This is a genomic window from Veillonella parvula, from assembly GCF_042850485.1.
In the GTDB taxonomy this organism is placed as follows: Bacteria; Bacillota; Negativicutes; order Veillonellales; family Veillonellaceae; genus Veillonella; species Veillonella parvula_Q.
Genome location: NZ_AP031417.1, coordinates 1500877 through 1517138 on the forward strand (window position 1 = coordinate 1500877; position 16262 = coordinate 1517138).

Annotated in this window: 9 protein-coding genes; 2 read left to right on the forward strand and 7 right to left on the reverse strand. The window is 39.1% G+C overall.

Annotation, left to right across the window (positions count from 1 at the left end; translation table 11 throughout):
• Window positions 1-16 precede the first annotated feature (16 nt).
• The 7 genes from ACGHIY_RS06760 to ACGHIY_RS06790 form a co-directional block, all read right to left on the reverse strand.
• A complete protein-coding gene (locus tag ACGHIY_RS06760; protein ID WP_316060930.1) occupies window positions 17-5095 on the reverse strand; it encodes a TonB-dependent receptor domain-containing protein in 5079 nt (1692 codons plus the stop codon).
• Between the two features lie 186 nt (window positions 5096-5281).
• On the reverse strand, window positions 5282-10303 hold the full coding sequence (locus ACGHIY_RS06765; protein ID WP_390525393.1) for a TonB-dependent receptor domain-containing protein: 5022 nt from the start codon (window positions 10301-10303) through the stop codon (window positions 5282-5284).
• A gap of 232 nt (window positions 10304-10535) precedes the next feature.
• Entirely contained in the window at window positions 10536-11426 is an 891-nt protein-coding gene (locus tag ACGHIY_RS06770; RefSeq protein ID WP_278617832.1) for a helix-turn-helix transcriptional regulator, read from the reverse strand.
• Between the two features lie 257 nt (window positions 11427-11683).
• Window positions 11684-12079, reverse strand: coding sequence for a YbaN family protein (locus ACGHIY_RS06775; RefSeq protein WP_278617831.1), 396 nt, complete (start codon window positions 12077-12079; stop codon window positions 11684-11686).
• Entirely contained in the window at window positions 12079-13446 is a 1368-nt protein-coding gene (locus tag ACGHIY_RS06780) for a PTS ascorbate transporter subunit IIC (protein ID WP_278604423.1), read from the reverse strand. The genes ACGHIY_RS06775 and ACGHIY_RS06780 overlap by 1 nt, the downstream gene beginning before the upstream one ends.
• 29 nt (window positions 13447-13475) lie before the next feature.
• The gene (locus ACGHIY_RS06785; protein WP_024061110.1) at window positions 13476-13751 is read right to left on the reverse strand and encodes a PTS sugar transporter subunit IIB; all 276 of its coding nucleotides are present in this window, start codon (window positions 13749-13751) and stop codon (window positions 13476-13478) included.
• A 20-nt stretch (window positions 13752-13771) separates the two neighbouring features.
• Window positions 13772-14227, reverse strand: a complete 456-nt coding sequence (locus tag ACGHIY_RS06790; protein WP_004696688.1) for a PTS sugar transporter subunit IIA — start codon at window positions 14225-14227, stop codon at window positions 13772-13774.
• Window positions 14228-14479: 252 nt separating this feature from the next.
• Between ACGHIY_RS06790 and ACGHIY_RS06795 the strand changes: the two genes are divergently transcribed.
• Window positions 14480-15487: a FecCD family ABC transporter permease gene (locus ACGHIY_RS06795; protein ID WP_390525394.1), complete on the forward strand. Its 1008-nt coding sequence runs from the start codon at window positions 14480-14482 to the stop codon at window positions 15485-15487.
• A 26-nt stretch (window positions 15488-15513) separates the two neighbouring features.
• Window positions 15514-16260, forward strand: a complete 747-nt coding sequence (locus tag ACGHIY_RS06800) for an ABC transporter ATP-binding protein (protein ID WP_390525395.1) — start codon at window positions 15514-15516, stop codon at window positions 16258-16260.
• Window positions 16261-16262: the final 2 nt, after the last annotated feature.

Genomic DNA, 16262 nt, shown 5'->3' on the forward strand with positions numbered 1-16262 from the left:
GTTTACAGACTGAACATTAGAACCTGTAGGTCCCTTGAATTCTTGTATAATCGCCTAACTTAAAGCTTTCACTACCATATAAAGTGTCTCGTTTATTAGTGCCCTTCGCATCGAAAGTATAGAATGCTTCAAGGAGCAAGTCCATGCGCGGTACATAGCCGGCACCAAATGTAAAGCTGCGAACACCATCTAAATAACGATCAGGTACTGCACCCGTACCATTACCACCGAAGAAGGAGCCATGTTCAAAGTATTTGTAATCGATGAACGCATTCCAAGATTTCGGAACATCTAAATCAGCACGCCCAATATCTAGACGAGCCATCCAGAAGTGTGGTGTGCCGCCCATTTGGTGACCTTTTAGAGTAAAGTCTGCTGTACCACGTTCATGTTGATATACGGTATTACCATTGAGGTAACGTCCTAAGTTAGAACGATTTTGACCGTAATCAACTGTAACAGCTGCATTAGCACCAAGTTGATATTTAGCACCAATACCAAACACATGAGCTACATTGGAGAAGCTATGTTCATCATTACCGTTACCGTTTGCATTTAAATATGTATGTGTTTTACCGCCAAAGGAGCGTAAATACCAAGCTTGCAAACCTAAACGAGAGCCAATTTGTTTCTTGTATTGAATAAAGGCTGCCTTATCGATGGCTGGTACAGTATCTTTTTCAAGAACTACACCTTCTGTTCTAATCAAATTACCAATGATCTTACCAATTGCTTCACGTGGCAATTTATTTTCAGATTCCGCATCATGTACAATTTTTTCAAGATTATACATATAGTTATACATAGCATTTGGCATGCCCCAACCATAGTAAGAACCACCTTCGCCATAATCACCAGAGGACATGGTGAAGTTCTTTTTGTAAATGGCATCTTTAGCATCATAATCACTAAATACGTATTTACCACTATCGTATTTGTAAGTCTTTGCACCTAAGGAACCAGTGAATTCATAATCACTTGATGGTTGACCAGAGTAATCATAAGATTTCTTAAATGTACCATCAGCTTGTTTTACCCAAACTTCATCAAGCTCACCATTGTTATAATTACTCCAATTATCTTTTGCATTATATTTAGCAATTTCTGAAATGGATTGATTAATCTCATTACTATGTTTATCAACATAACCCTTTGGATTCAACAAAGCTTCTTTATTATCAGTAGGTACGATAAGGCCTTTAGCCTTATCTTTTAGATATTCAGGGTATAACGGAGAGTTCACATTATACATAAGATCACCAGTCTTATAGAGTTTTTCCCCTGTTTTCTTATTAGTAATTTCATACATTGTATATCCACCAGATGGAATATCGAGGGAGAATTTCTTCTCAGCCATCTCTGTAGGATACGCTTTTGTAAGAATATCTTGTAAACGACTCATAACTTGAGCTTGTTTTTGTTGTATTTCTGCTAACTTAGCATTAGCCTTTTCAACTTCTTGATCGCGGTTTGGATTACTCCAATTTAGGTTTAATGTAGCCTTATAAGCTTCGTATTCAGCTTGCAAGTCTTTGAGCTGTTGATAGAAATAGAGGCTATCTGTCTTACCTTTGTAAGTGGAGTTATAAATACCAGTTGGACTATCTGGAGCTGCCGGATCTGTTGAGGTCTTCTTCTCACCATCAGAACCGGTTTTAGTAGCACTCTCAATATCGTATGGATAATCATCGCGATTGATACCAATCAATTCAGCTGCTGTTGGTGGTCTAAAGATAACTTTGTGCACTGCATGTGTATATGCAGAATCAGTGATACCTGTACTATGTTTGAAAGTACCAACACCAATACGAACTTGAGAGTCATGGCCATTCCAAACAGCACGAACGCCATCATAAGATTGACCAAACCAGTAACCACTAGCACCCATAGGCTCGGTTAAGCGGCCCACTGATACATCCCATTTTTTAACTCGTCTTGTAAGATCAACAGTATCGAGTCGTTGATGATTGAGACCTTTGGAATCAGATTTTGTCCAGCTTGTATCTACTCCACTCATACCACTCATGCTGCCAATAACCTTGAGGTTTGTGAACTCATTGAGTCGAGCATCAAAGCCAAGACGTAAGCGTTGTTCAAAACTATGACGATTAGCATCGTACATATTAGCTTTTGCAGAACCGATAGCAGAGTTTGCTCTAAATGGAGATTGCGGTCTATTAGAACCATCATGTGCCATCCAACGCGCTCTATAGTCGCCAACCATTGTAATACCACGTTCTTTAGTAGTATCAAAATCAGAACGAATAAAGTCAGTTAAACGAACTACATCAGCTACGTTTTGTACACCAGATTCAGAATTTACCACTTCACCATTAGCTACATTAACCCCTGTAGCATTAACTTTTGAACCATCCTTAGTTTTGCCGATGGCTGTAGTTTTACTACTATCGCCACCACCAAATTTAAGGTTAACACCCATGCGGTATACGCGTTCTTGTGTAGCACGATCATCATCGCGATGGTTAAAGATATTGTTGATACCGAAATACATCATGGCATTTTTATTGAAACGTTTTTGAATCATTACATTCCAAATGCCAAATGTTTTCTTTTCATACATTTGTTTCTTATAAACGCCTGCATCACCAGATAAGATATCTGGCCAGTAGTTACCACCGTTATTAAGAGTATTACTATCAAGCATATTGATATAGTAATCACCCCAGATGGAGCCATTCCAACCGGATTTAGGGTTATCATAAGTAATGCCAATATCAACTTTGTGCATTGGTTTATCCAATAATTGACGTGGCATGGATGGATCGCTTTTGTTGATGGCGTGTAAATATGTATAACCTAATTTACCAGACCAATATTTGCCGAATTTTTGTTGTACTTCCGCTTGCAACCCTGTAATTTCAGCTTTACCAATATTTTTAAAGCTGTAAATCATATCCGGTGCACGTTGGTATTTCGCATCACCTTTAAGATATGGTGCGAAGTCCATAAAATCACCAGTGAAGTATACAGACATATAGTTCTTAATACGGTTATGGAATACACCTACGCGTGCATATGTATTTTTATTTTCACCTTCCAAACTCATGTCGAAATTGACCGATTTTTCTGGTTTCAAATTAGGATTGCCAGCCCAATACCAACCGAGTTTTGCTACCCCAATCCCTACAGGGTTAGAAGCATACATTTCCCAGTTATACCACAATTCGCCCATACCAGGTTCTGTATAACCAGTACCTACATTGGCTTTAAATCTGCGATGTGTATTACCGTTAACGTTATATGTCATACCCAAGGATGCAGATACGTTAGAACCAAACAAGCTACTATTATCAAAACGCACAATTGGAGACAATGTTAAATTCTTATTAACTTGCCATGTATCAGAAATATAAGCGTTTATTTTACGAATCGTACCACTACCAGTAGTCAAGCGTTGGTCGCGATTACGGTACTCTTCCAAGAAAGCCTTACCATTTAGCTTAGGCGCTTTCTTACGCATTTCTGGATCGTTAGACTCACCATATTTAAAATAGTCACCTACGATGTTTGCACGATGTGCCGCCATTTCAGGATTTTCCGATTTCAACCGATTTTCCAAAGCATAATATCGCTTCTTAAATTCATCCGTTACGGGTTGATTATTCGGCGATGTGCTTGACCATTCACTAAGTCTGCTTTCCGATAAACCATAATTCACATAATCATCGTACGTAATGCCCGGCTTTTGTGCCTTTGTTTCAGCCCCATAGTATTCATAATCCATATCCCATTGCGGCATGCCGCCACCGGAATTAATGAATTTATAGTCATGGATGTGAGAGTAAACTTTAACACTATTATCGCCTTTACGTCGCACGAGACGATCAAGGCGGTCTACTAACAAGCTTTTATCGTAATCCCATGGATCAATGTACATCGTACTTGTATTAGGAGAACTCTTTAAGCGACTACCAGAACCTTCTTCACGAGCATAGCTAACACCATAGCTTAGCAAATGATTTTTATTGACTTGCGTATTAGCATTTACTCGAATATCTAATTGACGATGATCGATGTTATCAATATAACGCAACTCATTAGAGCCTTCATAAGCGGAACGACCTGTATAGTTAATGAGCGCTACGTCATTTTCTTTAATACGAGAGTAATTAGTTTCTACAGTCCAGTCACTCTTTCCAGCTCTAGAGGACCATTGCAGATTAGCTGTATTACGATCTGCCGTACGTTTGAAGTGTTGCTGTGGCTCTAAGTCGGAGTCGGAGTGCTTAACATCGCGCACAAGATCTTCCGTGTAACGATTAAGTCGCAATTCCACCTTATTTTTATCATTTGCCTCGTAGGTCGCTACAAGACCGATATCTGCCGCATCACCATAGTAACGAAGTACATTTGGCTTGAAGTTATGTTTTGCATAATCAAAGGCCATCCCAGAGGCACGACGTTTAACAGATGCTAGAACAGGCATAAGATCTCGTTTACTACCTGATAAACCAACCTTTAACTTGCCCATTTGACCAGAATCGGCACGAATGAAGAAGTTTTGGAACGGAAATACATCGCCATCGCTCTTGCGACGCAAGCCTTCAGCATTAAATTGTACGGATGGTTTCTTTTGTGCTTTTTTAGTGATGATATTAACTACACCACCTACTGCATCAGATCCGTATTTAGCACTAGCCGCACCTTGAATAACTTCAATTCTCTCTACGTTCTCTGTACCCAAACGTTGTACTTCATCGGCCGCACCAGAGTACTTATCAAAATCACCTAGCACTGGTTGACCATCTACGAGGATAAGAGTGTGACGCGCTTCTGCACCGCGAATGGACACGCCCACACGCCCCATAGCATCAACTGTTCTAGATACGCCTGTTTGCGTAAAAATAATGTCTTCAACGGACTTCGCCTGTTTCTTTTCAATCTCTTTCTTGGTAATGATTTGCACTTGCTGTGAGTTCAATTTTGCTTCTTCTTCTGCCCATGTGCCTTTCACATTAACAACATCTGTAGTGACAGTCGCATTATCTGCCCAAACCACTAGAGGTGCGCTAAGCCACAAGGCAACTGCACTAGACAGGATTATGGTACGCTTTGTATGTCCCCACCGGTTCATTATGCCCTCCTAAACTTATAACTAAACATATGTCTTGTATCTCCCACACAAAAATTAAAAAGATACACTTCACCAACATTAATGACATTGAATATCATTCACATTTTAATGTTAGCAAAGTGTATCTTGCATATCTACTCCGAATAGACCAAAAATATACGTTTCGGACAAATCGGATATAAATTTTTAGAATTTATACGTCATTTGGAAACGAGTATAATTCCCAAGTTTAAAGTTTTCAGATCCATATAAGGTATCTCGTTTATTGATCCCTTTTGCATCAAATGTATAGAATGCTTGTAAAAGAAGATCTTTAGTTGGCACATAGCCACCACCAAAGGTAAAGCTCTTAATACCATCTAAGTAACGGTCAGGAACAGCCTCTGTACCATTGCCACCAAAGAAGGAACCATGGGCAAAGTATTTATAGTCTACATAGGCATTCCAAGAACCAGGTTTATTCATATCGGCACGACCAACATCAAAGCGCAATGCCCAGAAATGAGGTACACCACCTACGTCACGGCCCTTGATATCGAATTGAGAGGATCCAGCCTTATGGTCATAATGAGTATTGCCATTCATGAAGCGACCAAAGTCACTACGGTTTTGTCCATAGTCGAAGGAAACACTTACATTATGATTTAATTGATACTTAGCTCCAACGCCGAAAACATTAGCCATATTGTTGAATTCATGCGCTTCTGTAGCATTACCATTCGCCGTATAGAAGCGATAGTCACTACCGCCAAAGGAGCGTAAGTACCACGCAGCTAAGCCAAGTCTAGGTGTTACCATATGTTTAACTTGAACATAGGTAGCCTTTTCAATTGGTGGAATTGTATCCCGCTCCAATACGACACCTATTGAAGGAATAACAGCACCTGTATATTTGCCTAGCGCCTCTCTCGGCAAACGACTGTTGCCGTCCGCTTTTTCAAGCATTCGGGCCAAGCTATTAAAGTACGAAGCTATCATAGAAGGATAATAGGCACTTCCTTTTACGTTAATAAGACCAGACGTGCCGGAGTCGTTAATATCAACGACATTTGCCTTATAAATAGACTCGTCTAGCCCGTCAAAGGCATTATCTTCAAATTTCATCATGTACGGATTATTGCCAAAGCTATAGGTTGCTATATCTTTCGCCTTGGCACGATACGTCTCCACGATAGCCGCCTTATTCTGATTGTACCAATTTGAAATAAACGTTTTTCCACCATTGGAAAGAACAGTGGTATCACTCAACTTCATTTCAAACAATGGGTTTTTCTTATCAAGCCCAATCGTTCCCGGTGCTATTTTCTGAGTGAAAGTACGTTCGTCTTCATACCATTGTTCATCATCTTCATCATAGTATCGCGATTTATAAGAATACGTTACTGACACATCAGGCATCTTAATCGATACAGTCTGTTTAGCCGCATCCACACCATAAGCTTTCACCGCGATCTCCTGCATCCGGCGCAACACATCAAACTGCGCAGCTCGCAACGGTTCCCGTTCTTTCGCCACACGAGCTTCCACATCCGGCAAAGATGCTTCCAACTTTGCCAACTCCGCTTTTAATGGAGCCAGTTGATCCGCGGACATGCCGTCAATAAATTCTTTAGACCAGATATCGGAAGTCATATCGTCGATTTTCTTCTTTAATGTACCTACCTCCGCATCTAAGATGCCTTCCTTATCGCGCAAGGCTTTTAATTGCTGGTAGAAATTAATAGTATTCCCTGCGTTTGGTACGATGAGTTCCTTATTGGCACCGTCCGAATCCATAGTAACACCTAAGAATTCCTCTACCGTTGGAACCCGTTTAAAATGCGTATAAATAGCATGAGTATAAGCACTGTCGCTAATTCCCGTACTATGTTTAAAGGTCCCCACACCGATACGGACTTGAGTATTCTTATTCGTCCAAACACTACGAAGGCCGTCATATTCTTTATTAAACCAATAACCTGTAACCCCCATAGATTCAGTAATACGACCAACACTATGATCCCATTTAGAACCGTGATGTGTTACATCTAGTTCTTCGAGACGTTGATGATTAAAACCTTTAGAGCCTTCTGTTTCATGACTGCTATCTACACCAGCTTGGCCAGAAGCACTACCCACAACACGTACATTCGTATTATCGTTAATACGAGCATCGACACCGACACGTATACGTTGATTCAAGCCATGTTCCTTGCGGTCCGCCAGATTCTTTGCGGCCTCGTCGGATACGTAACTTGTAGCAGTCACCCGCGTAGCAGGACGATCAGATCCAAGATGACTGTCATTACGTACACGATAATCACCTACAAGTTCCATACCTCGTTTTCTGTCTGTATCGAAAGGACGCGTAATAAAATCCTGCAGCATAACCGGAGGTAACGATTCAAACTGCTCCTTCGTAAGTTTCGTTTTACTTTCACCTGAACCGAAACCGAATTTCATATTTAATCCGATACGATATACTCGAGCCGATAAAGCCCGATCATCATCACGATGATTAAAGAGATTATCAATACCGAAATAGATTCGTGAATCCTTATCAATCTTCTTTTGAATCATCAAATTCCATATGCCATAAGTTTTATGTTCATACATATCGGCGGTTTTTCTATTATTCAAATTATATCTGATAACGGAACGATCGGAATTATTAGGATCAATATAAGATACCATATAATTACCGCCACCAGACAAGGAGTTACTATCCAGCATATGAATATAATAATCTCCCCACAGACTACCGCTCCATCCGCTAGCCTTATCCTCAAAATCCACACCGATATCCACTTTATGACGAGGTTTATCCAGTAATTCACGAGGCATATCTTTATCGCTCTTATTAAGCGCTCGTAAATACGTATATCCCAAACGGGCCTTCCAGTGTTTATTCAAAGTTTGTTTAACTTCAAATTGAAGTCCCGTAATTTGGGCCTTGCCGATATTACGGAAACTGTAAATCATATCTGGTGCATGAGCAAATTTCGCCGCTCCATATGTGGTGGATTCATCATACTGAGGATAAAAATCCATCAAATATCCCGTATTGTAAATCGACATATAATTCCGAATATTATTATGGAATACGGTTACTTTACCATAGGTATTTTTATTTTCCCCTTCCAAAGAGAGGTCGAAATTCATGGATTTCTCTGGTTTAAGGTTCGGATTTCCGACCCAATACCAACCTAATCGGGCTTCACCGCCACCGATTGTGGCATTTGTAATATTTGGGCCATACATTTCCCAGTTATAATACAGCTCGCCCATACCAGGTTCCGTATAACTGGTACCCACATTAGCCTTTAATCTGCGGTGTACATTTCCATGTACATTATGAGTCATACCGAAATTAAACGACCAGTTGGAGCCAAATAAATCACTATGATCCAGTCTTATAATTGGTGATAAAGTAGTATTTTTATTAACCTGCCACGTATCCTGAATAAAGAAATTCTGTTTCTTGATCTCTGCACGTCCTGCGGTCTGTTGATTAACGCGTTTTAAATACTCTTCTTTAAAATAAGCTCCGTTTAATTTCAACTTCGTAGAATCAAAATCCGGTACGGCGCCATAGTAAAAGCTCGGTAAATAGGCATCATAAAGTGCTGGATAATACTTACCGTTTTCATCTTTTCGGCCCTCCTTATTAAAATGATAGTCTTCAATAAATTCTTTATTCTCCGCTAATAAACGTTTAGCAAACTGCTGATATCGCGCATAAGCTTCAGGATTCCGTTTTTTCAGCGTACGCTCCGTCACGGGGCCGTCCACAAGCCCCATTGCGGCCGCTGAATCAATCCCCGCCTGGGGATCCAAATATTGAAGATATTCTTCATAAGTAAATTCCGGCAATGTGTTTGGCTTGCTTTTATCTCCGTTATACCATTCTTTCTCCTTATTCCACTGCTCTACACCGGCCTCGTTTTTTCTGAAAGAATGGTCATAAATTGTGGATGAGGGAACACCGTTTTTTACTGCCAGACTTTTATCATAATCCCAGGGGTCGATATGCCGTTTATAGGTATGAGGCGCATTTTTAAGTCTGCTACCTTCGCCTGTCTCCCGTATAAACCCAATACCATAAGACAAGAGATGTTTCTTATTGACTTGCGTATCTGCCCCGAGTGTTACGCTCCATTGACGATGATCTACATTATCCACATAGTTTAATGTATTTTTCCCTTCATAGGTACTGTTCCCGTAGTCACTGGTTAATGTTACATCATCTTCTTTGGTCCGAGTATAATTCAGCTCCGCTTTCCACGAACTCTTATTGTCCTGACCAGTATACGTCAAATTAAGATTGTTCCTATCTAAATCCCGTTTGTAATGAACCTGAGGTTCCAAATAAGAAGTACTGCGCTTTACATATCGTTCCAAGTCTTCATTATACCTATCGATACGGACTCCCAAAGACTGTTTATCATTAATATCATACGTAGCGGCCAAACCTATATTGGAATTTGTACCGTAATATCGTAGGGAATTCTTTAAAAACCCGTGATCTTCATCATTGGTCATAGCGCTGATACGACGCCGCTCGCTAGCATAAATAGGCATAATATCACGTTTACTACCGTGAATATTAACTTTTAACTTACCTAATGAGCCGGAATCAGCGCGCATAAAGAAATTGGAAAACGGTACGATATCACCGTCGCCTTTAGTTCTACGACCTTCCCCATTAAACTGAAGGCCAGCGGTCTTACGCGGTTTATTGGTAATAACATTGATAACACCACCGATGGCATCGGATCCGTATTTAGCACTGGCTGCACCTTGGATAATTTCTATACGTTCCACATTTTCTGTACCGAGACGTTGTAATTCATCACCAGCACCTTGATATTTGGCAAGGTCGCCCATCACAGGCTGTCCATCCACAAGAATCAAGGTATGACGAGGATCCGCTCCACGGATAGATACGCCAACGCGCCCCATCGAATCGACGGTTCTAGATACGCCAGTTTCGGAAAATACAATATCTTCTACGGATTTTGCCTGCTTTTTGACAATATCCTTCTTCGTGATAATCGTCGTCTGTTGAGACTCTTGTTTTGCCTGCTCTTCAGCCCATGTACCGCGAACATGAACCACATCGGTTGTTACAGTCGCATTGTCCGCCATAACCACCGGCATTTGCAACCAGCACGCTACTGCGCAGGATAGTATGACATATCTCCTTGCCCGCACCCAACTCCTATTCATTAAATTTCCTCCACACATATATTTAACCATGCATATAAAAATACACTTTACCACTATAACCAAATGACATTGAAAATCATTTACAGGTTTAATAGTAGCAAAGTGTATTATACATATCTACTCCGAATAGACCAAAAATATACGTTTAGGACAATATTTAATTTTCATAGACTATCAAACTTAGCCTAAAGCACAAAAATTTTTAGCTAGGATAATATAAGGTCCAAATTATTTAGACCTTACGATAAGCACTTGGCGTTACACCAGTAGCCTCTTTGAATGCACTAGTAAATTTACTACCATTCTCATACCCTACCGCATTAGCGATTTCTAAAATAGACTGATCTGAGTCTTGAAGCAATCGCTTCGCCGCATTAATACGACATTCTTTTAGATATTGATGTATGGTTGTACCAAATACACCTTTAAAGCAACGTTTCAGGGTAGATGTAGGAATATCAAACTGTTCAGACAAGGAATCAATAGTAATACGCTTCATAAACTGTGTTGATACATATTCACTTACAGCTTTTACAATATCTACCTGTTGCTTTCTATAGGTACTTCTCTTTTCAGGATTAGCTGTAGAGATAACAGATAATAATAAAAAGATTTCAATCACTTTTAATTTAAAATAGTGCTCTTTTATTTGATCTGACACATTATATAAACTGGAAAAAATGTGACGAACAGTTTCCGTTTCTTCCATCATCATACCAAAATCAGAATGCTCACAAAACCGATTGGCCAACTCAGTCAAATCAATTCGAGAATCACTAACAAGTGCATCTAATACGGGTTGAGCTTTTGCAACATCTACTAATAATACAATTCCTTTAAATAATTTTGTAGGAAAGTAATTTTCATGTTGATAATCAGAGCGTATATGCCAACCTAACGACATATCCCCTGGCCCCATATATAAATACTCACCAGATGAAAACTTGCACTCTATGCGCCCCTCTTCACAGTGATTTATAGCAAACGTCTTGGTATGTGATTTAGCATAAAATTGAATCGTCTCTTGCTTCACATCTAGAAACATTAGATCGATACCGTCAAACACCGTATACCTTGACATAGATGTTCCAGCATGTGAGGCCGCATGATTATGTGGATTCATACTATCACCATATACACAAATTCTATAAACATAAATTAATAATATTATATTATAGTATACTTATTGATAGTCATTGTCAACTTCAAAATAGTAATAATTCATTTTATATTTAAAAATATAAGCTAGTTAGCTTTAGTAATATAGAATAATTAATATCATCATTAAGATATAGTTAGTGTGCTATAAAATAAGCCTCATAAATTAAACTACAAGAACTTAATTCATGAGGCTATATTCAAAACTAAGGATATAAGTTTCTATTTTTTTGTTTTAATAATAAAAGCTAATGCTATGACATGAGCTACCCATATAATGCCCATAACCATTAGAGCAATAGGCATATCTTGACTAAAATAGGCACCAATTGTCATTATGGCACTAACGGATACGAGAATGGACAACTTTGCCCGCAATGTCAACGCTTTATCGCGTTCATAAGCAGCAACAGTCTTTTGATATAAACTAGACGCCAAAAACATTTTATGGAGTCGTTCAGATCCACGAGCCAAACAAAATAACGTTAGCATATAAAAAGGAACTGTTGGCAATAGTGGTAGTACGATACCTGCTGTACCAAGGGCAAAACTTATGGCCCCAATAGTCAGGAATACATATCGAACAACTACATTACGATGTTGCTCAGTTGTTTTCATTAATCCTCTTCTACATAGTTAATAACTTTACCCTTTGTTTTAATAAAGTTAGGAACAATGAGTACTAAAGCGGCAATAGCTACAATGCCATAGATACCAGCCATACCTACCCATTCATAAGCATTACCTAATACTAGACCCATTACGGCAAAGTCCGCATCACCAAAGGTTGTATTTTGGAAGCCTAATTGACCAAGAACTGGCAACGCCAAAGCTGGCAAGAATGTAATAGCCAAACCATTTAGGAAAGCGCCTACTGCTGCACCACGACGTCCACCAGTAGCATTGCCATAAATACCTGCTGTAGCACCACAGAAGAAGTGTGGCACAAGACCAGGAATAATTAATACGCCACCTACAGCACCAAGGATAAGCATACCGATAATACCACCAATAAAGGAGCTAAGGAAGCCTAATACCACTGCAGTTGGAGCATAGGTGAAGAATACGGCACAATCTACAGCTGGAATTGCATTAGGGATAATTTTTGTAGCAATGCCTTGGAATGCAGGGATTAAATCACCTAAGATCATACGCACACCAGAGTATACGATTGTTACACCAACAGCAAAGTTCATAGCACTCATAACAGCGTATAAATATGGGCTCATATCTCCGGATAAAATGGCTACAAACTCGGAACCAGCCGCAAAAGCCGCAATTAAGTAGAATACAATCATAGTCAATGCGGTAGATAATGTTGAGTCCCGTAAAAAGCCCCATTTTTCTGGTATTTCAATATCTTCTGTACTATCTTCAGCTTTACCAACATATTTAGCAACCCAAGCCGATAAATAGTAGCCTAAACTACCAAAATGACCAATGGCAATTTCATCACCATCTGTCACTTTGGATGTATAACTTTGACCAATAGCTGGAGAAATGGCAGACCATGCCCCCATTAAGAAACCACCTACAAGTATGAGTTCCATACCAGATAAACCTGCTGTACCAAGTACGGCAGACATAAGGCATGCCATAAATAAGCTGTGATGACCTGTTAAGAACACATATTTAAACTTGGTGAAACGTGCAATACATAAGTTCATCAATAAGCCTACAACAAGAATAGACATTGTTTCAACGCCAAGTACCTTTTGTGCAACAGCTACAATAGCTTCATTATTTGGCACTACACCAGTAATATGGAATCCATGTTCAATCATTTTCCCCAAAGGGTCAAGATTGCTAACGATAACACCCGCACCTGCAGCTAACATTAAATACCCGAGAATAGGTTTTAATGTGCCCGTCATTATTTTATGAAACGGACGTTTCAAGGCGATCAAGCCTATACATGACATAATACCAATCAAAAGTGCCGGTTGAGACAGCACATCACGCAAGAACTCTAATACCATTTCCATGGCACTACCTCCTATATAATTGTTACATATTATTGAGCAGCTAGTTTTAATGCTTCAAGAACATCTTCTGTAATCTTCTTTTTATTAATATAGCTACGAACAATAGCAACATTTTTATCGTCAAATTGTTCAGCCAACTCTTTTACAGTTACGATGAGATCTGCCTTACGACCTTGAGCCGCGTTAAAATCGATAGATTCAACTTGTGCATCGATACCATTTTCAGCACAAATTTCTTCAATTTTCATTTTTAACATCAAGCTAGAACCAATACCATTACCACATACAGTTAATACAGAAATCATACTTGCCTCCTTCTAAATGTTTATTGCTCGTCTAAATGCTCTGCCAAGAATGCTTGTACGTCGTCAATACTTTCAAAGTCAACGGCCGCATCTAAGAATTCTTCATCCTCAAATAAAGTAGCAATATCTGTTAACAATTGAATATGCTCATCTTTATTGGGAGCACATAAAAATAATGCGACAGATACAGGGTCATTATCAGGACTGCCAAAATTCAATGGTTTTTCCAATGTCACTAAAGCTGTCCCTACACGCTTTGCACCATGTTCTGGGCGAGCATGTGGCATAGCAAGACCTGGAGCCAATACGATATATGGACCCATTTCGCGAACGACTTCAACCATAGCCTCTGTATAAGATGGATCCGTAAAACCCGCATCAACCATCAGTTGACCACCATGACGAATAACATCCTCCCACGTCTCAGCGGGATAATGAAAGGATACATTATCCTCAGATAATAAATCTTGTATCAAACTAACACCTCCTAAACGTACTTCTGTACATATAGTTCTATTATAGCTATTATAATAAATTTTTCATATATCAAAATAACAATGAACTTATAAAAATGAATAAAGCTAACATAAGATTTTGCTATTTATAATTTAATAAACCCTTATACGTATAATACCTATACAGGTATTAATATTGTATATATATTGAAAATTCTCTATACTTAGATAAGACTTAAACTACCTAAATAAAAAATAGAATAAGGAGATTTTATGCAGACTTCGGTAAAAGTATTTGTACTCTGTCTAATCCTCTGTATTTCATTAGTAACAGCTTTACAGTTTGGCGCTAAATTCATTTCTCTAGACCAAATTATTTCAGCACTTATGTCTATGATTGATGCAAATACTACAGCATCTATGACTGATACGATTATTACAGATATCCGCTTACCACGACTTATTTACTCTGTTCTAACAGGTATAGGTCTATCACTTGTAGGTCTATTAATGCAAACTGTCACACGCAATGCCCTCGCAGATCCCTATGTATTAGGTGTTTCTTCTGGCGCAAGCACAGGTGCCGTTTTCGCTATTATCATGGGTGGCCTACCATTCTTAGGCCAGTACAATACGCCTATTTTTGCGGCCCTAGGCGCAGCACTTTCAATTATATTAGTCCTCTTATGTGTTGGTAAAAGCAACAGCCCCGTAAAACTTATCCTCATAGGTATGGGTATGACTGGTGTATTCTCAGCCTTAACAATGATGATTATTTACGGAGCCAAACACGAAGCTCAAGTGCGAAGTGCTATGTTCTGGCTACTTGGCAGCTTTGCAGGCATACAATGGGGCGATTTACCATTAACAGCAATTATTGTAACCTTGTTTATGCTATATATCTATATGTTCAATCAAGACCTTGATGTGTTGCTACTCGGTAATCATGAAGCAGCACAAATGGGGCTTTCCGTTAAGCAGTTACAATTAAGCATCGTTATCATATCCTCTATTGTGATTGCCACACTAGTATCAAAGGTTGGTGTAGTTGGCTTTATCGGCCTTATCATCCCTCACCTTGCTCGGATTGTAGGCGGACCTAAGCATAAATACACATTACTATTCAGTGCACTCATCGGTAGCATCGTTATGATTTGGTCAGACGTATTATCGAGAGCACTCTACAGTCCAGAAGAAATCCCTATTGGTGTGCTTACATCTTTATTGGGGGCGCCTCTCTTCATTTGGATTATCATGAATCGTTATAAACACAATGGTTAGTGTATATCATATCTATAGGAGATACTATGTATCAAATTAATCAGCTGTCTTTTTCTTATGAAACAAAAGAAGTGTTAAAGAATATTTCTGTAACATTTCCTACCAATAAAATAACAGCCATAATTGGACCGAATGGATGTGGTAAGTCTACCCTACTTAGCCATCTATATCGACTTCATCCAACAAAAAACAAAATCACATTAAACGGAAAACCTTTAGAGTCTTATAAAGGTCGCGAATTTGCTCAATTGGTAGCAGTCTTAACACAATCTAGAGACGCTATGATTGATGATTTTCTCGTAAAAGATATCGTTCTCATGGGACGGTATCCGTACAAACAACACTTTGGCACCTATAATTCTGAGGATGTTAAAATTGCAGAGCATTATATGAATGAAGTAGGAATCACCCATTTATCAAATGAAGAAATTCATCATTTATCAGGTGGTGAGAAGCAACGCGTATTTATTGCTAAAGCCTTAACCCAGAAACCTCAAATACTTCTTTTAGATGAACCTACTAATCATTTAGATATGAAGTATAAAGTGGCACTAATGAAACAATTACGGGCTTTTAAAGGCACTACGATCGTAGTCCTTCACGACTTAAATCTAGCGGCTCAATATTGCGATCATATAGTCATCATGAACAAAGGAACCCTTCTAAAAGAAGGTTTCCCTACTGAGGTACTCACACCTGAAATTCTTGAACCAATTTTTGAAGTTTCTTTCAAAACCTCTTGGGATGAAGGGCGCTATCATTTATATTATTAATT